The organism is Flavobacterium oreochromis (assembly GCF_019565455.1).
Taxonomy (GTDB): Bacteria; Bacteroidota; Bacteroidia; order Flavobacteriales; family Flavobacteriaceae; genus Flavobacterium; species Flavobacterium oreochromis.
Genome location: NZ_CP067377.1, coordinates 1,007,494 through 1,028,019, shown reverse-complemented (window position 1 = coordinate 1,028,019; position 20,526 = coordinate 1,007,494). Strand labels below are relative to the sequence as shown.

Annotated in this window: 22 protein-coding genes, 3 pseudogenes and 1 riboswitch; of the genes and pseudogenes, 7 read left to right on the top strand and 18 right to left on the bottom strand. The window is 32.5% G+C overall.

The genetic code is table 11. The annotated features are described in order from the left end of the window. Positions 1 to 10 precede the first annotated feature (10 nt). From JJC03_RS05125 to JJC03_RS05110, 4 genes and pseudogenes are all read right to left on the bottom strand, one after another. Positions 11 to 1,642: pseudogene (locus JJC03_RS05125) on the bottom strand (S41 family peptidase). A 153-nt stretch (positions 1,643 to 1,795) separates the two neighbouring features. After that, positions 1,796 to 2,443, bottom strand: coding sequence for a monofunctional biosynthetic peptidoglycan transglycosylase (mtgA, locus tag JJC03_RS05120; protein WP_309597785.1), 648 nt, complete (start codon positions 2,441 to 2,443; stop codon positions 1,796 to 1,798). A 60-nt stretch (positions 2,444 to 2,503) separates the two neighbouring features. Beyond that, positions 2,504 to 3,616 carry an NAD(P)/FAD-dependent oxidoreductase gene (locus JJC03_RS05115; RefSeq protein ID WP_088397485.1) on the bottom strand — a complete coding sequence of 371 codons (1,113 nt, stop codon included), beginning with the start codon at positions 3,614 to 3,616 and terminating at the stop codon, positions 2,504 to 2,506. After that, entirely contained in the window at positions 3,607 to 4,758 is a 1,152-nt protein-coding gene (locus JJC03_RS05110) for a sensor histidine kinase (protein ID WP_235874129.1), read from the bottom strand. Before JJC03_RS05110 ends, JJC03_RS05115 begins: the two co-directional genes overlap by 10 nt. Positions 4,759 to 4,853: 95 nt before the next feature. Here JJC03_RS05110 and JJC03_RS05105 point away from each other — a divergent pair, with 95 nt between their 5' ends. The 3 genes from JJC03_RS05105 (at position 4,854) to aat (ending at position 6,874) form a co-directional block, all read left to right on the top strand. After that, positions 4,854 to 5,726, top strand: coding sequence for a flavin reductase family protein (locus JJC03_RS05105; protein WP_088444261.1), 873 nt, complete (start codon positions 4,854 to 4,856; stop codon positions 5,724 to 5,726). A gap of 15 nt (positions 5,727 to 5,741) precedes the next feature. Then, positions 5,742 to 6,131, top strand: a complete 390-nt coding sequence (locus JJC03_RS05100; protein WP_088397482.1) for a DUF3127 domain-containing protein — start codon at positions 5,742 to 5,744, stop codon at positions 6,129 to 6,131. Between the two features lie 101 nt (positions 6,132 to 6,232). Next, positions 6,233 to 6,874, top strand: a complete 642-nt coding sequence (gene aat, locus JJC03_RS05095; RefSeq protein WP_088397481.1) for a leucyl/phenylalanyl-tRNA--protein transferase — start codon at positions 6,233 to 6,235, stop codon at positions 6,872 to 6,874. Positions 6,875 to 6,884: 10 nt separating this feature from the next. Here the strand turns inward: aat and JJC03_RS05090 are convergent, their stop codons facing one another. From JJC03_RS05090 to JJC03_RS05045, 10 genes are all read right to left on the bottom strand, one after another. Next, complete coding sequence (locus tag JJC03_RS05090) at positions 6,885 to 7,595, bottom strand: HesA/MoeB/ThiF family protein (RefSeq protein WP_235874128.1); 711 nt, start codon at positions 7,593 to 7,595, stop codon at positions 6,885 to 6,887. Positions 7,596 to 7,722: 127 nt separating this feature from the next. After that, positions 7,723 to 8,844 carry a 2-iminoacetate synthase ThiH gene (gene thiH / locus JJC03_RS05085; RefSeq protein ID WP_088444259.1) on the bottom strand — a complete coding sequence of 374 codons (1,122 nt, stop codon included), beginning with the start codon at positions 8,842 to 8,844 and terminating at the stop codon, positions 7,723 to 7,725. Positions 8,845 to 8,897: 53 nt separating this feature from the next. Next, positions 8,898 to 9,656, bottom strand: a complete 759-nt coding sequence (locus JJC03_RS05080) for a thiazole synthase (RefSeq protein ID WP_165782018.1) — start codon at positions 9,654 to 9,656, stop codon at positions 8,898 to 8,900. After that, positions 9,649 to 10,281, bottom strand: coding sequence for a thiamine phosphate synthase (locus tag JJC03_RS05075; protein ID WP_103714311.1), 633 nt, complete (start codon positions 10,279 to 10,281; stop codon positions 9,649 to 9,651). The genes JJC03_RS05080 and JJC03_RS05075 overlap by 8 nt, the downstream gene beginning before the upstream one ends. Next, positions 10,271 to 11,023, bottom strand: a complete 753-nt coding sequence (locus JJC03_RS05070; RefSeq protein WP_235874127.1) for a hydroxymethylpyrimidine/phosphomethylpyrimidine kinase — start codon at positions 11,021 to 11,023, stop codon at positions 10,271 to 10,273. The genes JJC03_RS05075 and JJC03_RS05070 overlap by 11 nt, the downstream gene beginning before the upstream one ends. After that, positions 10,990 to 11,562: a thiamine phosphate synthase gene (locus tag JJC03_RS05065; protein WP_088397476.1), complete on the bottom strand. Its 573-nt coding sequence runs from the start codon at positions 11,560 to 11,562 to the stop codon at positions 10,990 to 10,992. The genes JJC03_RS05070 and JJC03_RS05065 overlap by 34 nt, the downstream gene beginning before the upstream one ends. 336 nt (positions 11,563 to 11,898) lie before the next feature. Next, positions 11,899 to 13,713, bottom strand: coding sequence for a phosphomethylpyrimidine synthase ThiC (thiC, locus tag JJC03_RS05060; protein ID WP_235874126.1), 1,815 nt, complete (start codon positions 13,711 to 13,713; stop codon positions 11,899 to 11,901). 72 nt (positions 13,714 to 13,785) lie between these two features. After that, positions 13,786 to 13,992 (bottom strand): sulfur carrier protein ThiS, encoded by a 207-nt coding sequence (thiS, locus tag JJC03_RS05055; RefSeq protein WP_235874125.1) that lies wholly within the window; start codon positions 13,990 to 13,992, stop codon positions 13,786 to 13,788. Between the two features lie 56 nt (positions 13,993 to 14,048). Beyond that, a riboswitch (TPP riboswitch) is annotated at positions 14,049 to 14,143 on the bottom strand. Between the two features lie 50 nt (positions 14,144 to 14,193). Further along, entirely contained in the window at positions 14,194 to 14,439 is a 246-nt protein-coding gene (locus JJC03_RS05050) for a VF530 family protein (protein WP_165624149.1), read from the bottom strand. Between the two features lie 32 nt (positions 14,440 to 14,471). Then, positions 14,472 to 15,029: a DNA-3-methyladenine glycosylase I gene (locus tag JJC03_RS05045; protein WP_088397473.1), complete on the bottom strand. Its 558-nt coding sequence runs from the start codon at positions 15,027 to 15,029 to the stop codon at positions 14,472 to 14,474. A gap of 146 nt (positions 15,030 to 15,175) precedes the next feature. Here JJC03_RS05045 and JJC03_RS18665 point away from each other — a divergent pair, with 146 nt between their 5' ends. Both JJC03_RS18665 and JJC03_RS18660 read left to right on the top strand, forming a co-directional pair. Beyond that, complete coding sequence (locus tag JJC03_RS18665) at positions 15,176 to 15,409, top strand: hypothetical protein (protein WP_309597750.1); 234 nt, start codon at positions 15,176 to 15,178, stop codon at positions 15,407 to 15,409. 35 nt (positions 15,410 to 15,444) lie between these two features. After that, on the top strand, positions 15,445 to 15,801 hold the full coding sequence (locus JJC03_RS18660) for a thioredoxin family protein (RefSeq protein WP_309597784.1): 357 nt from the start codon (positions 15,445 to 15,447) through the stop codon (positions 15,799 to 15,801). 55 nt (positions 15,802 to 15,856) lie between these two features. On the opposite strand, the gene truB is transcribed toward JJC03_RS18660, so the two are convergent. The 4 genes and pseudogenes from truB to JJC03_RS05020 form a co-directional block, all read right to left on the bottom strand. After that, positions 15,857 to 16,558 (bottom strand): tRNA pseudouridine(55) synthase TruB, encoded by a 702-nt coding sequence (gene truB, locus JJC03_RS05035; protein WP_088397471.1) that lies wholly within the window; start codon positions 16,556 to 16,558, stop codon positions 15,857 to 15,859. Positions 16,559 to 16,562: 4 nt separating this feature from the next. Next, positions 16,563 to 17,371: pseudogene (locus JJC03_RS05030) on the bottom strand (undecaprenyl-diphosphate phosphatase). 71 nt (positions 17,372 to 17,442) lie between these two features. Continuing rightward, positions 17,443 to 17,667, bottom strand: coding sequence for a DUF3098 domain-containing protein (locus JJC03_RS05025; protein ID WP_088397469.1), 225 nt, complete (start codon positions 17,665 to 17,667; stop codon positions 17,443 to 17,445). Between the two features lie 35 nt (positions 17,668 to 17,702). Beyond that, a pseudogene (locus JJC03_RS05020) lies at positions 17,703 to 18,579 on the bottom strand (cell division protein FtsX). A gap of 120 nt (positions 18,580 to 18,699) precedes the next feature. On the opposite strand from JJC03_RS05020, the gene JJC03_RS05015 reads away from it, so the two are divergent. Beyond that, on the top strand, positions 18,700 to 19,701 hold the full coding sequence (locus tag JJC03_RS05015) for a phosphatase PAP2 family protein (protein ID WP_088397467.1): 1,002 nt from the start codon (positions 18,700 to 18,702) through the stop codon (positions 19,699 to 19,701). A 9-nt stretch (positions 19,702 to 19,710) separates the two neighbouring features. Continuing rightward, the gene (locus tag JJC03_RS05010) at positions 19,711 to 20,466 is read left to right on the top strand and encodes a phosphatase PAP2 family protein (RefSeq protein ID WP_088397466.1); all 756 of its coding nucleotides are present in this window, start codon (positions 19,711 to 19,713) and stop codon (positions 20,464 to 20,466) included. Positions 20,467 to 20,526: the final 60 nt, after the last annotated feature.

Genomic DNA, 20,526 nt, shown 5'->3' with positions numbered 1-20,526 from the left:
TTACATTATTTCAATAATATTTTTTGTAGTCAACGGAATTGTTTAATAATTCCGTTGCTCTTTTATAACATTATTGTTTTTTGCATAGTATTGGTAAAGACCTTCTTTGTATTGATATCGTTTAATTAATTCATCTTTTATTAAATTAAGAATCTCAATTTTATTTTTATCTAATTCTATTTCATCTGTTTTTTGTAAAACTTGTTGTAAAGCTTCGTATTGAGATTTAATTTGAATATCTATTTTTTCTTTTTTAGCCTGTTCAAGAACTGTTTTAAGTGCTAAATCAGTTTTAGTGTCAAATGAAAATTTCTGTGTTTTTAAGTAATTTTTAAAATCAATAAAATCAGCATCTCCTAAATTAGGTATGGTACTACTCTGATTAGGGTTTTTATAATAGTATTGATTAGCATAAGTAAAAATGGCATCTCCTTTTACTAAAGCATCAGCAATAGTACTTGTTTTACTTTCTTCTAATTCAATATCAGGTTGAATACCTCCACCATCATATACTGTTCTACCTTTTCGAGTTTTAAATGCGTTATAATTTTTTGAATCAGTACGGGTGGCTTTACCATTGGCATCTTTTTTAGAATAATCCAGAGCTTGAATACAACGTCCTGAAGGTGTATAATATCTTGAAATCGTCACTTTTAGTTGTGTTCCATAAGTTAAATCAATAGGGCGTTGAACTAATCCTTTACCAAAACTTCTAGAACCTATTACAACAGCTCGATCTAAATCTTGTAAAGCACCTGATACAATTTCACTAGCGGATGCACTTTTACCATCTACAATAATTGCAAGCGGAATTTCTAAATCTACTGGTTGTTTAGAGGTTTTATAAACATTATTATGTTTTTCTATTTTAGACTTTGTAGTCACAATTATTTCACCAGCAGGCACAAATAAATTACAAATATTAACAGCTTCATGTAAAAGTCCGCCAGGATTACCCCTAAGATCTAATATAATTTGAGTAGCTCCTTGATCTTTTAGATTTTCTAATGCTTCACGTGTTTCACTTGAAGCTTTTGCGTTAAATTGTGATAGTACTATATAACCCGTTTTAGAATCAGCCATACCATAATAAGGAACCGCTTTTACATCTATTTCATCTAGAATTAATTGAGTTGTTTTAAGTTCACCATTTCTTTTGTATTGAATAGAAAGTTTTGTGTTCTTACTGCCTTTTAATAATTGCGATACATCTTCTTTAAAATCAGTTAGAATGACATCATTAATCTGAATGATTTCATCACCAGCTTTTAATCCTGCTTTATCGGCTGGATAGCCTTTATAAGGTTCGCGTATGTAGGTTTTACCGTCTTTTCGGGTTATCATGGCTCCTATACCTGTATATTCTCCTGTATTGTTTATTTTAAAACGAACAACATCTGCTTCATTAAAATAGACAGTGTATGGATCTAATTCTGCAAGCATACTCTTAATAGATTTATCTATTAATTCTGCAGGATTAGTTTGATCAACATAGTTCATGTTGACTGTTTTAAATAAGGTGGTGAAAATTTCAATCTGCTTTGCTATTTCAAAAAAATCTTCTTTAAAACTAGTTCCTAAAAACAAAAAGCCTCCAGCTAGTGTAGGTAAAACATATCTTTTTTTTTATGGATAGATTCATAGTGTACTGTTTACTAAATACTTTATAAGGCTATAGAAATTTATGGATTACTTATAAAGCTATAAAATAAATTTTGTAAAAAAATATTTTTAAATAAAAATTAAGAATTTAATTAAGAATTTAATTAATAATCTAAATTTCCTATGTGACGCATTACTCGAATTGTTTTATTTTTTCTTTTTCAACGTAGTTAGAAGATCCAACAGCTTTATACTTTCTTGGGCTTGGTAATATAGCTGCTATAGAGGCCGCTTCATATTTAGTTAAGCTTTTAGAACTTTTATGAAACCAATATTGACAAGCTGCTTCTGCCCCGTAAATCCCATTACCCATTTCTATACTATTCAAATATACTTCCATAATACGTTTTTTACCCCATATTAACTCTATTAAAACAGTATAATACGCTTCTAGAGCTTTACGAATGTAGCTACGTCCTTGCCATAAGAATACATTTTTAGCAGTTTGTTGTGAAATAGTGCTACCTCCTTTTAATTTTTTCCCTTTTAAATTTCCTTTAAATGCTTTATTCATGGCAGAAAAATCAAATCCGTTATGTTGAAGAAATAAGCCATCTTCACTGGATATAACCGCTTTTTGTAAATTTAAGGATAAATCATCAATAGGTACCCAATCATGTGAAAAGATAATTTCTTTTCCTTCTGATTTATTTTCTATAGCTCGTATTATCATTAAGGGGGTAAAAGGTACTGGTACATATTTAAACAAAAAAACAAGTACAAGTGAAATTATATTAAAATAAAGAAAACACTTCCATAAAAACAATTTCACTTTAGCCATAAAATTGGATGATTGATTTTTAGATTTTGTTTTCGTATTTGTATTTTTTTTTGTTGTCATTTATATTAAATCTGCTAATTCTTGTCCTATTAAACTTCCTATGGCAACGCCCATGCCTCCCATGCGTACACCACAATACACGTTAGTAGAAAGTGATTGTACAATTGGTTTTTTATGAGTACCTACTCCCATTATGCCACTCCATCGATGAGCTATGGTAAATTCTGTTTGCGGCAAAATTACAGTTTTTAATAATTCTTCCAATTTGTTTTGGATTAAAGCAGTTTGATCTAATGAAGTTGTCGTTTCGGTAATTAGGTCTAAATTTCGACCACCTCCTAATAAAATTCGATTATCAATATTCCTAAAATAGTAATATCCTTGATCTAAATGAAAGGTCCCCTTAATTAATAAATTAGGTATAGGATTTGTAATAAGTACTTGTGCTCTAGCTGGTTTTACTTGACCTTTGGTTAAGTTTTCAGCGAAGCCATTAGTTGCAAAAAGTAATTTTTTTGTTTTGAATGTATAATCCGCTAATTCAACTTCTACTTCATTTCCTATATCTTCATAATTTTTAACTGTTTGATTATTCAAGATTAATATTTGATTTTCATATGCTTTCTTTAGTAAAGCTTGCATCATATTACCTGTATTAATTTGCCCTTCAAACGGATTAAATATGCTAAATTCCTTTATATTCTTGAAATCAAATTGATCCAGTTGTTTTTGAAATACATCTGTTTTAAAAAAAGGACGAAAAAGATCGTTTATAAAAGACCTCTTTTCTAAGCATTCTTGGTAATTTGTATCATCTTGTGATAAAAATAACTCATAACCACCATATGGTTTGAAATCAATTGAAAGATCTCCTAAGTGTTTACGTAATAATTGTAATCCATTCCAACGTTTTTGTACTAATTGAATAACTTCTTCTTCTGTATGTGTTTTTAGATCGTCTAATATTTCGGATAAAGAGCCAAAACAAGCAAATCCTGCATTTTTTGTGCTGGCTCCTTCAGGTAATGTTCCTTTTTCTAGAACAAGGATTTTACTGTTAGGAAATCGTTCTCGTAAGCGTATGGCTGTGTGCAAACCAACAATTCCGCTGCCTACTACGGTAAAATCAACTGTTGTAAACCAATTTTTTATTTCCCAATAACTCAGATGCATTTTTTATAACTAATTTGAAAGGTAGTACCTTTATTAATTTCAGAATGTAAAACTTTTATTTTTCCTTTGTGGTATTCTTCCACTATCCGTTTAGTTAATGATAATCCAAGTCCCCAACCTCTTTTTTTTGTTGTAAAACCAGGTTCAAATATTTTTTTAAACAAATTTTTAGGAATACCCTTGCCAGTATCACTTATTTTAATTTTGATATAATCATCTTGATCTTCAATCATTATATCTATATAACCTCTTCCTTTCATGGCATCAATAGCATTTTTTACTAAATTTTCTATCGTCCAGCTGTGTAGTGTTGGGTTTATTTTTGTAAATATTAGTTGCTCAGTAGAAAAAAAATGAAATTTTACTTGTCCTTTAAACTGAGAAGCTAAATATTCATATACTAATTTAGTTTCTTCTATGATATTCTTATTTTCTAAAGATGGTTTAGAACCTATTTTTGAAAATCGATCGGTTATATTTTGAAGTCTAAAAAGATCTTTTTCAATTTCAGATACTATAGTTTCATCTACTTTGTCCGCTTTCATGATTTCAACCCAACCAATAAGTGATGATAGAGGTGTCCCAATTTGATGGGCTGTTTCTTTAGCCATACCAGCCCAGAGTTTACTTTCGGTAGAAATTTTATTGGTTCTATAATAGTTATAGACTAAAGCACTAAATAATACAATGATAGTGATCAGTGCAATAGGGTAGTATTTTAATTGATTCAATAAAGCAGAATCCATATAATATAAATAATGATGTTTTCCTTTATCGTATTCTATATCAATTTTATTATTAGCTTGTTTAAATTCTAATGCAAGATTTTTCCTATCCTTAGCATTTTTTACTAAATCTTCATCAATATTTCCAAAACTTAATATGCTATCATTCCCATCTAGGAGTATAGTAGGAATTGTGTTATTATTAGTTATTATCTGAAAAGGTAAATCTACCTCTGTTTGATCTGTTGCATTTTGTAGTGTTTTTTCAGCAGTAGCCCAAAGCTCCATTTTATTACGCTCTTCTTTTCTAAAAATTTGTATCAGAGTATAGGTATTCCATAGAATAAGGCTAATGATTAAGAATGAAAAACTTACTAATAGCCAACGAATAAAATTATTTTTATTGGTAAAATTCATATTTATATTTCAGAGTTTAAATATAATAAAAGTCTATTTCCTTTACTTTATTTTATAGCTTCTTTTCTTATTTTTGTTAAAAAACTGATTTATAAATGAAAAGTTTCATTCCTGCTGAATTATCAATACCACAAGTTCAGTCCTATTTACAAGGCGCTATTGCGCCAAGACCTATTGCATTTGCAAGTACAATCGATGCAGAAGGTAGACCTAACTTGTCTCCTTTTAGCTTTTTCAATGTTTTTAGTGCTAATCCGCCTATTTTAGTCTTTTCTCCAGCTAGAAGGGTAAGAGGAAATACTACCAAACATACATTAGAAAACGTATTAGAAACTAAGGAAGTAGTTATAAATGTTGTAAATTATGATATTGTACAACAAATGTCTCTTTCCAGTACAGAATATGCCGAAGGAATTAATGAATTTGAAAAGGCAGGTCTTACTGCTTTACCTTCTGATTTAGTAAAACCTTTTCGTGTTGCTGAATCACCAGTGCAATTTGAATGTAAGGTCAATGAAGTTATTGCGTTAGGAACAGAAGGAGGTGCAGGTAATTTAGTAATCTGTGAAGTAGTTAAAATACATATAGATGAAGCTATTTTAGATGAAAATGGAATAATTGATCAATATAAAATTGATTTAGTAGCTCGTTTAGGAGGTAATTGGTATTCACGTTCTAATAAAGGACTTTTTGAAGTTCCTAAACCTTTGATAACTTTAGGAATTGGAGTAGATGCTATTCCAAATTATATTAAAGAAGACCCATTTTTTACAGGAAATGATTTAGGTATGTTAGGAAATATAGAAGCTTTGCCAAACGAAGAAGAAATCGTTATCTTTGTCCACGAAAACAATTCAGTTAAAGAAGTTTTAAATACAAAAGATTCTTTAAAAATCAAGCAATTAGCAAAACTATATTTAGAAAATCAAGACATACTTTCAGCATGGAAAGTGCTGTTAGCAAAATAATTAATACAAGTTATCATGGAAGTTACAGGAAGAATTAAAGTCATTAACCCCACACAAGAAGTTAGTGCGTCTTTTAAGAAGAGAGAGTTAGTAATTACAACAGACGAGCAGTATCCACAGCATATCATGGTTGAGTTTACTCAAGCAAAAGTGGATGATTTGAATAATTTCCAAGTGGGAGAACAAGTAAAAGTATCAATTAATTTACGTGGTCGTGAGTGGATTAACCCTCAAGGTGAAGCAAAATATTTTAATACGATTCAGGGTTGGAGAATTGAAAGAGTACAACCAATGCAAGCAGCACAACCTGCTATGGGACAACAAATGCCTCCTATGCCAGCAGCTCAAGCATTTGAACCTGCACCAAGCTTTAATGAAGAAGAACACGACGATTTACCTTTTTAATCAAAAGCAAAGAAAAAAGATAAAAGAGTCATTCAGTATAAATATATTAGAATGACTCTTTCTTTTAAAAGGTTCTTTTTTCTTTCTTTTTTCTGAAAATCATGTATTTTATTACCAAAGAACTTTATTTTCCCTCTGTAGAAGAAACCTCTCCTGAAGGAGTCATTGCAATAGGGGGTGACTTATCTATAGATCGTTTATTATTAGCATATAGTAGTGGTATTTTTCCCTGGTTTGACGATGGAGACCCTATACTTTGGTGGTGTCCAGAGGAAAGAATGGTTTTATTTCCTGAAGAATACAAACCTTCTAAAAGCTTACGCAATATTATTAACAGAAATATTTTTACAATTACTTTTAATCATGCTTTTCGAGACGTATTGCTAAACTGTCAGCAGGTTTTTCGCCCTGGGCAAAATGGTACTTGGTTAAGTGACGAAATGATTGATGCTTATTGTAATTTACACGCATTAGGTAAAGCTCTTTCAGTAGAGGTATGGATTGATAATAAATTAGTAGGTGGCTTATATGGAGTAGATATGGGACATGTATTTTGTGGTGAAAGTATGTTTTCCCTAGTGAGTAATGCTTCTAAAATTGCTTTCAATGCCTTAGTTAATTATCTAAAACAAAATCATTATGACTTATTAGATTGTCAAGTATATAACGATCATTTGGCTAGTTTAGGATGTTATGAAATTTCTAGAGAAGAATTTTTGGGTATTTTGAAAAATAAATCTTAAAATAAAATTCCTAATAGCACAACACCGTTTGTTCCCAACGAAGCGTATTGTAAATCAGTAATTGGTTGGTCAACACAGGCAACCCTACAATCATTTTTAATGTTTCTTGCGCCATCATAGTACCTATAATTCCAGGTAGCGAACTCAGGACACCATTTAGAGAACAGTCGGGAACGTCTTCTGGATTAGGAGATTCAGGAAAAATATCACGAAGTTGCTTACTTCCTTGATGATTAAATACGGCTAATTGTCCTTCGAATCTAAAAATACTCCCATATACCAAAGGTTTTCCTAAGTTTACACAAGTGTCATTCACTAAGTAGCGTGTGGTAAAATTGTCGCAGCCATCTACAATAATGTCAAAGTTTTCAAATAATTGAGAAGCATTTTCAATCGTTAGCTTTTCCTTAAAAACTTGAATTTCAATTAAAGGATTCAATTTTTCAAGTACTGATTTTGCTTGTACTACCTTAGGTAAATCAATATCTGCTTCGGTGTAAAGGATTTGGCGGTGCAAATTATGCAATGCCACGGTATCAAAATCAACCACTCCTAGTGTTCCTACACCTGCGGTGCATAGGTATTGTAAAATAGGACAGCCTAACCCACCAGCGCCTATAACCAGCACTTTAGCATTTTTAATTTTTAATTGACCTACTTCACCTATTTCAGGTACAAGCAAGTGTTTCGAATAACGTAAATAATCGGATATCGTTAGCATAGGGATATGTCGCCCCTTTGGGGCTTATAAATATTTTACTCCTCTGGAGCTACTGTTATGAAAAAAATTAAATAACACATTCTAAATTCTAGTTTCGCATTTCTAACGTAATAAACCTGACAGGTTTTCAAGACCTGTTAGGTTTAAACCCTCTATCCCAGTCTTTCCATACTGGTTGGTAACCTTTAGCGCTTATTAATTTAGCAATTTCAGCAGCTGGTCGTTCATCGCTAATTTCAAATTGTTCCAAGGTTTGTGGATCAACGACATACCCCCCTGGATTGGTTTTAGAACCTGCACTCATTGTCGTTACTCCAATAGGAATGATATGATTACGAAAATGTTCGTTTTCGCGAGTAGAAATAGATATTTCAAGGTCTTCATTCCAGATACGGTAAGCACAAATGAGTTGGAGTAAATCTTTATCTTCCATAATAAAATTAGGTTCGATAATACCTTCGGCAGGTCGCAGGCGAGGAAATGAAACCGAATATTTACTTTTCCAATAGGTTTTTTGCAAGTAATCTATATGCAACGCATTAAAAAAGCTATCAACACGCCAGTCTTCTAACCCTAATAAAACACCCAATCCTATTTTATGAATTCCTGCTTTTCCTATTCGGTCTGGAGTTTCTAAACGAAAATCAAAATTTGATTTCTTTCCTTTAGGATGGTATTGTTTATACACTTCTTTATGATAGGTTTCTTGATAGACTAATACAGAATATACACCTGCTTGATGTAATTGCTCGTATTCTTCTTGTGAAAGGGGTTGTACTTCAACAGAAATGTTTGAAAAATCGTTTTTAATCACCTCAATGGCATTGAGAAAATAACCAATATGCACGGTATAATTAGCTTCGCCGGTAACAAGTAATACGTGATCATAGCCCATCGCTTTTAGGGCTTCAACTTCCTGTTTTATTTCAGCATCTGTAAGTGTTTTACGTTTTATTTTATTATCTAAACTAAAACCACAGTAAGTACAAATGTTTTGGCACTCATTACTTAAATACATTGGTGCATACAACTGTATCGTTTTACCAAAGCGTTTTTGTGTGAGATGGTTTGCCAGTTGTGCCATAGGTTCAAGATAATCTTGCGCTAAGGGTGATAAAAGCACTAGAAAATCATCGATGGTCCTTTTGGGTTTTCGCAAAACGTTTTCTATATCACGATGCGTTACCAAGGCGATTCGGTTGGCTATGTTTTCCCAAGAGTAGTTTTCAAATAGGGTTTTAAAGGTCATAAGCTAAGATTTTTAAACCTGACAGGTCTCCAAGACCTGACAGGTATAATGCGTTATAAAAACGACGTTAACGGACTAGAAGCTTCGGCTTGTGCCAGCGGGCTAGCTAATTGGGCTTCAAAAGCGCGACGACCCGCAATAACAGCTTCTTTAAATGCTTGTGCCATTGCTACAGGATTTCCAGCTACAGCTATAGCGGTGTTGACTAAAACGGCATCGGCTCCTAATTCCATCGCTTTGGCGGCATCGGATGGTGCGCCTATACCTGCATCGATAATGACAGGAACTTTACTTTGCTCGATGATAATTTCTAAGAAATCGACAGTTTTTAATCCTTTGTTACTTCCTATAGGCGAACCTAAAGGCATTACGGCACTGGTTCCAGCTTCCTCTAATAACTTGCATAACACGGGATCAGCGTGAATATAAGGATAGACCTCAAAACCTAGTTTAGCTAACTCTTCTGTAGCTTTAAGGGTTTCAATAGGATCTGGAAGTAAATATTTTGGATCAGGATGAATTTCTAGTTTCACTAGATTGGTTTCCATTGCTTCACGAGCTAATTGGGCTGCAAAAACAGCTTCTTTAGTATTTCTAGCTCCCGAGGTATTGGGTAATAATTGAATATGAGGATGATTGAGATGGGACAAAATCGCATCGGTATCGGTTTCAAAATCGACTCTTTTCAAAGCTACGGTCACTAATTGTGAAGCTGAAGCTAAAATAGCTTCTTCCATTACTTGACTAGAACCAAATTTTCCAGTGCCTACAAATAAGCGAGAAGTAAACGTGGTATTTCCTATTTTAAGCATAACTATACAATATTTCGTTGAGTTGTTTTATACATTTTAAGGGTTGGTTAGTTTCCATAATCATTCCCGAAACAGCTATTCCATATATTCCTGCCTCCATAAGAGGGGCTACATCTTCAAGTTGAATGCCTCCTATAGCAAAAATGGGTTTAATGGGTGTTGCATTCGATACTGCGTTGACGATATTTTTGTAACCTTCTAAGCCTAGCGTGGGGCTTAGTTTTTCTTTAGTGGTGGTAAATCGCAACGGACCTAGACCTACATAATCACATTTTTCAGTAAAACGTTGTTGTACATCTTCTAAGGTGTTTGCTGTACCCCCTATAATTTTAGTATTTCCTAATAAGTCACGTGCTTGATCAATGCTTCCATCAGTTAACCCTAAATGCAATCCGTGTGCATCAATTGCTTTAGCTATGGTAGAAAAATCATTTATGGTAAGTAGGGCTTGATAGGTTTCGGTAATTTTTTTGATTTGTTCGACTAGTCGAAATACTTCTATTTCAGGAACATTTTTATAACGTAATTGTATCCAACTAATGCCTGCATCCAAAGCTTTCTGAATTGAATTAAGCTGGTTTTCAGGTGTTGTTCCTTGTGATATAAATTGAATTTTAGGTAGCATAATAGGCTAATAATGTTTCGTTTGAGTTTAATGTTTGTTCAATAAATACTTTGGCATTTTGGCAACTTTCTGCTAATGAATGTCCTAAGCTTAATTGTGCCGTTATGGCCGATGATAAAATACAGCCTGAACCGTGTTTGGGATATATTTTGCTCGTTGAAGGTCTTAAAATAAGGGTTTCATCATCAATGATTAAATAATCAGTCCCTAGTTGGGAAGTATTATGTCCACCTTTCCATAAAACCGAAGTATGCTGTGCGAGTAGATATGCTTTTTCCTGAGGAGTACTAGCCTGAGGAACTAAGATTTTTAATTCGTTATGATTAGGAGTGATGAGGTCAATTTGTTGCAAAATAGTGGTTAAATACGTATCAATAACGGGTGTAAATTCATAATCTGCGGTGGCTCTTAAAACGGGATCCCAAACAATTTTTGCTTCTGGCCATAAACCTTTTATTGTTTTTAGATAGGTTTCTAATAGCTCTAAGCTGGGAATAATTCCAATTTTAACAGCTTGCACATCATATTGTTTTGCAAGATGAGTAAGACTATCGAGTATCCAAGAAGCTGACATCCACTCCATTTTTAGGAAACAATCTTCTGTTTGTATGGTATTGCCAGTAATGACGGCTAATCCATATACTTGATGCATTTCAAATGTTTTAACATCAGCTAGAACACCTGCTCCAGCCGAAGGATCAAAGCCTGCTAGGCTGAGTACGAAAGGACGATGTTTTGACATTTTTTCCATTGTTCTAAAGGGTTAGGGTGTAACCAAATTGCTCCTAGTAAAGCTATGGAGTCAAAATGTGGAAGTATTTCGGTTATATTTTTTTCTGAAATGCCACCTAATGCCACAAGCTGCGAGTTGAAGTTTGTTCGATTAGTAATTTGCTTCATAATTTCGGGGTTATGATAATTACTTTTTGAAAGACTGGGAAAAACAGGACTCAAAAAGGCATAATCATAAGCGGGATCGAGTTCATTGAATTCGGATATACTATGTGTTGAGGTCGATAAACTTTTGGTGGTTTGAAGAGGAATATTTCTATTTTGACTAGTTTGATGAATTCCTTTTAAATCGAAAGTTTCTAGCAATTCAGGATGATAAACCACACAAAACGGATGGAAATGTGCCTCTATTTGTTTGATATACTTTTCCGTTTCAAAAATATTTAATTGGGGTTTCCTGATATGAAAATGAGTTAACCCTGCTTCAAATAACTGATGCAGGGTTTGTATTTCATTTTCTAGGTTATGTTCTATGGATAGTAGAATCATTGGATTTTAATCATTAATAGAATATACTATTTCAACATCTAGTTTGTCACGCTGAGGAACGAAGCGTCTAATTGTTTGAATCTTCCTTGCGTCAGATTGACAAACGGTGTGCTCATTCGTTACGATAACAAGGCATTTGCTTTTAAAATTATTTTGAGAAATTTTGAATTTATAACCACAGATGCACAGATTTTACAAAAAATTCTAGTAAATTAATCATAAAATTATCCGCTTAGCGGAAATAAATATCAAAATTTATATTTTATGAGTTATTTTTAATCTGTGCATCTGTGGCAATTTTTTAAATGTGAATGCCGTGTTACGATAACTTACTTTTTACAAATAAATTTCTTTACCACTTTCAATAAACTCTTCTGATTTTGCTTTAAAACCTTCTTCTACAGCAGTGTCTCTAATTTCTTGAGATATTTTCATCGAACAGAATTTAGGGCCACACATAGAGCAGAAGTGTGCTACTTTAGCGGCATCAGCAGGTAATGTTTCATCGTGGAACTCTCGAGCTGTGTCTGGATCTAAAGCTAAATTGAATTGGTCTTCCCAACGGAATTCAAATCGTGCTTTACTTAAAGCATTGTCACGATATTGCGCACCAGGGTGCCCTTTAGCTAAATCGGCTGCGTGAGCAGCTATTTTATAGGTAATCACACCGTCTTTAACGTCTTTTTTATTAGGTAATCCTAAATGCTCTTTAGGGGTTACATAACATAACATAGCGCAACCGTACCAACCAATCATTGCGGCTCCAATTCCTGAGGTAATATGATCATAACCTGGTGCAATATCTGTAGTTAATGGTCCTAAGGTATAGAATGGTGCTTCTGAACAACACTCTAATTGCTTCTCCATATTTTCTTTAATAAGATGCATAGGCACGTGTCCTGGTCCTTCAATAAAAACTTGCACATCGTGTTTCCAAGCAATTTTTGTCAATTCTCCTAAGGTTTCTAATTCTGCAAATTGAGCAGCATCGTTCGCATCAGCAATAGACCCTGGTCGTAAACCATCGCCTAGTGAAAAAGCGACATCATATTGTTTTAAAATTTCGCAAATTTCTTCAAAATGGGTGTATAAGAAATTTTCTTTATGATGGAATAAGCACCATTTTGCCATTATAGAACCGCCTCTTGACACAATTCCTGTAACCCTATTAGCGGTTAGATGGATATAACGTAATAGAACTCCAGCGTGAATTGTGAAATAGGAAACCCCTTGTTCGCATTGTTCGATTAGGGTATCACGAAAAATTTCCCAAGTTAGATCTTCGGCCACCCCTTTTACTTTTTCTAAAGCTTGGTAAATAGGTACTGTTCCTATAGGCACTGGTGAGTTTCTAATAATCCATTCACGTGTTTCGTGTATATTTTTACCTGTGGATAAGTCCATAATGGTATCTGCACCCCAACGACAAGCCCAAACCGCTTTTTCTACTTCTTCTTCAATACTGGAAGTCACAGCGCTATTGCCTATATTAGCATTAATTTTTACTAAAAAGTTGCGTCCTATAATCATAGGTTCACTTTCGGGATGGTTGATATTATTAGGGATAACTGCTCTTCCTGCAGCAATTTCACTACGCACAAATTCGGCAGTAATTTTACCTTTTGGTGTTCTAGCTCCAAAACTTTCACCAGGATGTTGATGGCACATGGCCTTTTGTGCTGTTTCTAATTGTTCAATGCGTTGATTTTCACGTATTGCTATGTACTCCATTTCAGGTGTTATAATTCCTTGCTTTGCGTAATAAAGCTGCGTTACATTAGCACCTTCTTTGGCACGCATAGGTTGATGCAAATATTCAAAACGTAAATGATCTAATTTTTCATCGGCTAAACGTTGTTTACCATAATTAGAACTCAACTCCTCTAATATTTCTACATCTCCACGATCTAAAATCCATTGTTCACGTAAACGTGGTAATCCTTTGCGAACATCAATTTCGATACTAGTATCCGTATAAGCTCCAGATGTGTCATAAACAGTTACAGGCGGATTCTTTTCTATTTGTCCGTTTGTCAATTTTGTATCAGACAAAGTGATTTCGCGCATAGCCACTTGAATATTGTGTATTTCACCTTGAATATAGACCTTTTTCGAATTAGGAAATGGTGCTCTTGTTATTGTATTTTCCATATTTTTTTAGTTTAAAGTTGAAAGTTTCAGGTTTAAAGTTAGGATAACGTTGAACTTTAAACCTGAAACTAATTACCCTCCTTGAGTAGCTTTAATGATTATAATTTTTTGATTAGCGTTTACAGAAGTGTTCTCCCATTGTGATCTTGGGATTACTTGTTGGTCAATAGCGACTGCGATACCTTTTTGTTTATCCGGTAATTCTATATCGAGTAATTGTTGCACTGTGAGTGCTTCTTGCTCAAATATTTTTTTTTCTTGATTAATTGTAAGTTCCATTCCGTATTAGTTTTAGTACCTTAGGAATGGCTACACGCATAGTTAGTTTACTATACAAGAAGTCATTTACTTTTCCCTACGCTAGTATGAACTAGATCAGGTTCAAAGGGTAAAATCTCAGCCTGTCGTACAGACACCCCTAAAGTATTGCAAACTTATAAAATTATTTTGTGGTTTTATGTACTTGTATAAAAAAACAATTTATGAGTTAACGTAATCTGTGTTGTTTTTTAGCTTGGGCAATGTTTTTACATATAGTTCTTCTGTTTTTTTTCTCGCCCACTCGGTTTTACGTAAAAAAGTTAAACTTGATTTTACAGATGGGTTTTCTTTAAAGCATTTAATGTTGATTAGTTCAGCTAATGTATCAAAGCCATAAAAGGAAACTAATTCTTCTACTATTTTTTTTAAAGTAACACCGTGAAGTGGGTCGTTGTTTTTTATCATAATTTTAATTTAAAGATTTGTGAATGATGTAATTATTTTCTTTTCCAACAATCTTCCACGTGATCATTTACCATACCTGTTGCTTGCATATGTGCATACATTACGGTTGAACCCACAAACTTAAAACCACGTTTTTTTAAATCTTTGCTTAATTGGTCTGATATCTCTGAGGTAGCAGGAACATCTTTTAAGGTTTTAGGTTGATTGTCTATAGGTTTACCACCTACAAATCCCCAAATATATTTAGAAAAGCTTCCAAATTCTTCTTGCACTTTGATAAAGGCTTGTGCATTAGTTACCGTTGCTTTTATTTTGAGTTTATTACGAATAATTCCTGAATCTTGCATTAATAAATCCATTTTTTTCTGACTGTATTGGGCTATTTTTTCAAAATCAAAATTATTAAATGCTTTGCGGAAATTTTCTCGTTTTGACAGAATGGTATACCAACTTAATCCCGCTTGAAAAGTTTCTAAGATTAAAAATTCAAAAATTGTTTCGTCATCATAAACAGGTTTACCCCACTCATTATCATGGTAGTTACGATACAAGTCATCTTTTTCGCACCAAGTGCAACGATTTTTTTCCATATTATGTGATTTTTGTTACAAAAAAAGTACTTATTTATTTATAAATTTACGTTATAAGTATGGATATATATTAATATAATTTAATATTTTTATTAAAATATTGTAATTCAATAAATTTTAAACACACACAGAAACTATTAACTACTATGAAAAGAGAGATTATTCAAGGCCTATTAAACAGTTGTACTTATTCGGAGTATAGAAAGTCAGTTGCTGATTTATTAAATCAAGGTAGATCTTCAGGTAATGAACAGTCGGAGGATCATTTATATTATAGTCAATTGAATCAAACTCGTATGAACCGTCTGGATAAAACTTTACAGGTTCCAGAAGAAATTTTAGATAAATTAAAAAGTATTAAAAAGAATATACTTGGTTAGTTTTAGCCGAAGGATGGTGTGGTGATGTTGCTCAAATAGCTCCTATTTTATATAAAATAAGTTCTGTATCTGATAAGATTAATTTACGTTTTGTGTTTAGAGATGCTAATGATCCTTTAATGAATTGTTTTTTAACGAATGACGCGCGTGCTATACCTAAACTTATTATATTAGATAATGAAAATAATGAATTAAAAGGAACTTGGGGACCTAGACCTGAAGGAGCTACTAATTTAATTAAAAGTTATAAAGCGCAATACGGAGTAGTGGATCAAACAGCTAAGAAGGAGTTGCAACTTTGGTATTTACATGATAAAGGGAAAAGTACGATGGAGGAGTTAATATCTATTATGATGCGTATAGAAGAATTAGCAAGTCATAAAATAAATTAAGCGCTTCTGATAAAAAAAACGATTATAAAATAATATTCTATAATCGTTTTTTTGTTTAATTATTATTAGGAATTAATTCTGAAAAAGCATCAGGTGTTAGGGCTTCTTCTATTAAAAAAGAACCACTTTTTGTACGTCGTAAAGAGGTTAAATGTCCGCCAGATTGCAAAGCTTGTCCAAAATCATAAGCTAAAGAACGAATATAGGTACCTTTACTGCAACTAACTCTAAAGTCAATTTCAGGTAGTTCAATTCGTGTTATTTCGAATTCGTAGATCGTAGTTTTTCTTGCTTCAATTTCTATCTCTTCTCCAGCACGTGCATGTTCATATAAACGTTTACCATCTTTTTTTAACGCTGAAAAAACAGGAGGTTTTTGTTTAATTTCACCTATAAATTGCTTAACAGTTTCTGATATAAGTAAAGGTGTAATATGATCTATTGGAAAGGTTGCATTTATAGCAGTTTCTAAATCATAAGAAGGAGTTGTAGCTCCTAATTGTATAGTGCCGGTATACTCCTTTGTTTGCCCCATTAATTCAGGGATTTTTTTAGTGTATTTTCCAGTACAAACAATTAATAAACCTGTGGCTAATGGATCTAAAGTACCAGCATGACCAATTTTGAATTTTTTAGGTAGATCTAATCGATTTTTTAATACGTATTTTAGTTTATTAACAGCTTGAAAAGAACTCCATGTAAGAGGTTTGTCTATTACTAAAATTTGTCCGTTTAATATGTCTTCTTTTGTGTACAAAGTATTATTTATGAAAAGAAAAATAGATTAATAATAAAGTTCCAGTAATAATGCGGTACCAGCCCCAAGGTTTAAAACCATATTTTTTAATAATTCCTATAAAAAGTTTAATAGCTAGTATGGCTACTATGAAGGCAATAATGTTACCCACAATAAACATCGTGACTGTATCTTTTGATTGTAAGATTAATTCAAACCCTTTCATTTGACTATGTTCATAGGTTTTTAAAAATACTGAATAACAAGTTACAGCTAACATTGTAGGTACCGCTAGAAAGAAAGAAAACTCAGCTGCAACATGACGTGTGAGTCCTTGTTGCATACCTCCAATTATAGATGCTGCGCTTCTACTGGTACCTGGCATCATAGCTAAGCATTGCCAAAAACCAATAGTAACAGCTTTTTTTATAGAAATTTCTTCTTCCGAAGTAATTTGAGGATTTTGAAAAAATTGATCAATAAATAAAAGAATGATCCCCCTATTATTAGTATAAAAGCTATGGGAACAGGTTTTTCTAAAATAGCTTCTATTTTATCATCAAAAAGCTTGCCTAGTATCAAAGCGGGTACAACAGCTGCCGCTAACTTAATGTAAAAATTAAATTTAGTAAAATCAAAAAACTTTTTCCAGTATAGAAAAACAACTGCTAGAATAGCACCAAATTGTATTGAAACTTGAAAAAGTTTTACAAAATCATCATTTTGAATACCAAAAAAAGAGCTTGTAAAAATCATATGAGCGGTAGAAGAAACAGGTAAGTATTCTGTTAAACCTTCTACTATCGCAATTATAATTGCTTTAAGTAAATCCATGTGTATGAGTAATTAGTAAATCGTGATTAGTAAACAGTAAATCTTATCACTCTTCACTAATCACCCTTTATTTACTTTTTAAAAATTGAATAAATAACGACGCCAAAACCTGTTAAAACAACAGTTGGGGCTAATCTAATTCTTCTAAAGCTGAATATTTCAGGGTTGAAAACAGCAGGATCATCACTACCTCCGCCTGCCATCAGTATAAAGCCTAAAGCAATAATAGCAATACCTATAAGTAAAAATTTATAATTTACTTTTTCAAAAAGAAATTCGTGTTTTTTATCTTCCATAGAAAAATAGAATTCAAGGTTTTGAATTTAAAAAATTAATATAAATCGTCTGTTCTTAAATTTAAAAAACGTTGTGTAGCAAAGTAGGTGCTTAGCCATGTAATTAAAACGCCAATTCCAAATACGCTTAGCAAAATAATAATGATTGAAAACATATCATCAAACACCCCTAAAGTTGGCCAAATGGTATCTATATAAAATAATACTCCTAATAAACCTATGATAGCAACACCTGCTCCTATCATTCCCAGCTTTACACTTCGTAATATAAATGGTTTTCTGATAAATGCTTTAGTAGCTCCTACCATTTGCATAGTTTTGATGATAAAACGGTTAGCATAAATAGATAAACGTAGTGAACTATTAATTAATAAAACAGCTACTATAGTAAGAAAACCACTTATGATAAGGATCCACATGCTAGCTTTTTTAACATTTTCGTTAACCATTTTAACTAATTGTTTATCATAAAAAATATCAGCAACTAGAGGGTTTTCTCTTAGTTTGCGTTCAATCTTTGCTACGCTGTCATTTTCTACGTAATCTGCACGTAAGTGAATATCAAAAGAGTTTTTAAGAGGATTCATTCCTAAGAACTCTGTGAAATTCTCTCCTAACGTTTTTTCATGTTCTTTGGCAGCTTGCTCTTTTGAAATAAAAACATAATTTTTAGCAAACTTAGCTTCTTTAAGCATTTCTCCATATTTTGTTAAGGTAGTATCCTTAGCGTCGTCCTTAAAAAAAAACAGTCATAGTAATTCCTTCCTTGAAATCATTTGACAATTTTTTTGCATTAACGATAAATAATGCCAGTAATCCTAACATAAAAAGTACTAAACCTACACTTAGTACCACTGAAAAATACGATGTAATTAATCGACGTTTTTGAAACTTATCAAAAGATGAACTCATACAGTATATTTATTTGCGGTAAAAATAACAAAGATTTTCTTTATGTAAAGTTAATAACGCTCAAAGTTTCCACTTTCTTATAATAAATGTAAATTTGCACAAATCTTAAATAAAAAACAGTTGAGAAAAATAGCTTTTTACTATTGTTTGCTATTGAATATGGGGTTATTCAGTCAAATTAATGATACCTTAGTAGCAATCAAAACTGATAAAATTGAATCGCAAGATAAAACTCAGTCCTATGAAATTGACTTAAATACAACTCGAATTTATAATAAACCTCGGATTTTAGATGCTATTACTTTTTTACCAAAGGATTTTATAAATACAAGTAAAGATTTTGTTGCTAAAGATCATGGTTGGTATTTAGGAGGAGCCGTTGCAAGTACTGCTATGTTGGTTCCTTTTGATCAATCAATTACTAATTCATCACGTGAATTTTCTGATCGTATAGGGTTAAGTCCAAACAATATATATGGTAAATTCGGACCCTTACAGAATATTCCTAAAAATGTAGGGGCTGGTCTTTACTTAATAGGTAATGGTACCACCGTTATTTTATTAACGGCTGGGTTTACAACTTTTGGATTACTTAGTAATGATTACAGAGCTTTATCAACAGCAAGCGGACTAGTTGAAAGTTTAGCATTGTCAGGTGTATACGTTCAATTTTTGAAGCGAGTTACAGGACGTGAAAGCCCATTTATTGCACGTGAAAATGGTCATCCAGGAGGTGAATGGAATCCTTTTCCTAGTTTTCCAGCTTATGCAAAATCTACTCCACATTATGATGCTATGCCTTCAGGACATTTAACTACAATTATGTCTGCCTTAACTGTTATCACTACTAATTATCCAGATTATAAATGGATCAAGCCCGTTGGGTATACATTAATTGCTGGTATGTGTTTTCAAATGGTTCAAAGTGAGGTACATTGGATTTCAGATTATCCTTTAGCCTTATTAATAGGATATTTTTCTGGTAAAAATATTGCAAAAAGAAGGTTTAAAGACGTTAATAAAAATATAGGATTACAATTAAATAAACCTAAATATCAAATGAATGTAATAGGTGCTAATACAGGTGCTTTCAAAACATTAGGTTTATCAATTACTTTTTAAAAATAGATTATGAAAAAACAAAAATTGATTTATTTCTTATTAATTAGTTACCTATGTATCCTTTCTAGTTTTGCACAAGTAACAGACACAATACAACAAAAGAAGGCTAATAATCAAGATACTTTTCGTATAAAAAAAATGATTATTCCTACAACATTAATAGCTTCAGGTGTTATTTTGCGTAATCCTGCTTGGCGTGATCAGTTGCTTGATTTTAAAAATAGATTATTTGGAGAATCTTTTAGCACAAAAGTTGATGATTACATTCAATATGTACCTATTGTTCAAACCTTAGCAGGTAAAAGTATAGGTATTGAAAGCAAGCATGGCTATAAACAAATGATTACAAATCAAATAGTTTCTAATCTTATTAGTGCTGCGCTTGTACATGGACTAAAAAATTCTGTTGGAGACTTACGTCCTGATGGATCTGCTCGTAATTCGTTCCCTTCAGGACACGCATCAACTGCATTTACGAATGCTATGATTCAATATTTAGAATATAAAGATTCAAATACATTGTATGCTGCTTCTGGTTTTTTATTTGCAACTGCTACAGGAATTTTAAGAGTTGCTAATACACGTCATTGGCCAGGAGATGTTGCCGCAGGTGCAGGTATAGGAATGGCTTCTGCAATTATAGTACATTATTGGAGTCCTTTTAGATGGGATGAACGCAAAAAGGATAAAAGAATGAGCTATATAGCATACCCTATTTTAAATCAAAATACATATGGGTTAGGTTTTATCGGAAAGCTTGATTAATTCTTCTACCCTACTTTAAAAAGTTATTAAAAATCATTTGGAATTACAGCCAAATAAATA

What these genes read in the sequence shown, in the direction of transcription:
- JJC03_RS05075 (WP_103714311.1), bottom strand. Translation starts at nt 10,281, where the DNA reads ATGCTACCTAAAATTCAATTTATATCACAAGGAACAACACCTGAAAAC.
- aat (WP_088397481.1), top strand. Translation starts at nt 6,233, where the DNA reads ATGTATTTTATTACCAAAGAACTTTATTTTCCCTCTGTAGAAGAAACC.
- JJC03_RS05010 (WP_088397466.1), top strand. Translation starts at nt 19,711, where the DNA reads ATGAAAAAACAAAAATTGATTTATTTCTTATTAATTAGTTACCTATGT.
- JJC03_RS05090 (WP_235874128.1), bottom strand. Translation starts at nt 7,595, where the DNA reads ATGCTAACGATATCCGATTATTTACGTTATTCGAAACACTTGCTTGTA.
- mtgA (WP_309597785.1), bottom strand. Translation starts at nt 2,443, where the DNA reads ATGGCTAAAGTGAAATTGTTTTTATGGAAGTGTTTTCTTTATTTTAAT.
- JJC03_RS05080 (WP_165782018.1), bottom strand. Translation starts at nt 9,656, where the DNA reads ATGCTTAAAATAGGAAATACCACGTTTACTTCTCGCTTATTTGTAGGC.
- JJC03_RS18665 (WP_309597750.1), top strand. Translation starts at nt 15,176, where the DNA reads ATGAAAAGAGAGATTATTCAAGGCCTATTAAACAGTTGTACTTATTCG.
- JJC03_RS05115 (WP_088397485.1), bottom strand. Translation starts at nt 3,616, where the DNA reads ATGCATCTGAGTTATTGGGAAATAAAAAATTGGTTTACAACAGTTGAT.
- thiS (WP_235874125.1), bottom strand. Translation starts at nt 13,992, where the DNA reads ATGGAACTTACAATTAATCAAGAAAAAAAAATATTTGAGCAAGAAGCA.
- thiH (WP_088444259.1), bottom strand. Translation starts at nt 8,844, where the DNA reads ATGACCTTTAAAACCCTATTTGAAAACTACTCTTGGGAAAACATAGCC.
- JJC03_RS05110 (WP_235874129.1), bottom strand. Translation starts at nt 4,758, where the DNA reads ATGAATTTTACCAATAAAAATAATTTTATTCGTTGGCTATTAGTAAGT.
- JJC03_RS05045 (WP_088397473.1), bottom strand. Translation starts at nt 15,029, where the DNA reads ATGGAAAAAAATCGTTGCACTTGGTGCGAAAAAGATGACTTGTATCGT.
- JJC03_RS05100 (WP_088397482.1), top strand. Translation starts at nt 5,742, where the DNA reads ATGGAAGTTACAGGAAGAATTAAAGTCATTAACCCCACACAAGAAGTT.
- JJC03_RS05065 (WP_088397476.1), bottom strand. Translation starts at nt 11,562, where the DNA reads ATGATTCTACTATCCATAGAACATAACCTAGAAAATGAAATACAAACC.
- JJC03_RS05050 (WP_165624149.1), bottom strand. Translation starts at nt 14,439, where the DNA reads ATGATAAAAAACAACGACCCACTTCACGGTGTTACTTTAAAAAAAATA.
- JJC03_RS05070 (WP_235874127.1), bottom strand. Translation starts at nt 11,023, where the DNA reads ATGTCAAAACATCGTCCTTTCGTACTCAGCCTAGCAGGCTTTGATCCT.
- JJC03_RS05025 (WP_088397469.1), bottom strand. Translation starts at nt 17,667, where the DNA reads ATGGAAGATAAAAAACACGAATTTCTTTTTGAAAAAGTAAATTATAAA.
- JJC03_RS05105 (WP_088444261.1), top strand. Translation starts at nt 4,854, where the DNA reads ATGAAAAGTTTCATTCCTGCTGAATTATCAATACCACAAGTTCAGTCC.
- thiC (WP_235874126.1), bottom strand. Translation starts at nt 13,713, where the DNA reads ATGGAAAATACAATAACAAGAGCACCATTTCCTAATTCGAAAAAGGTC.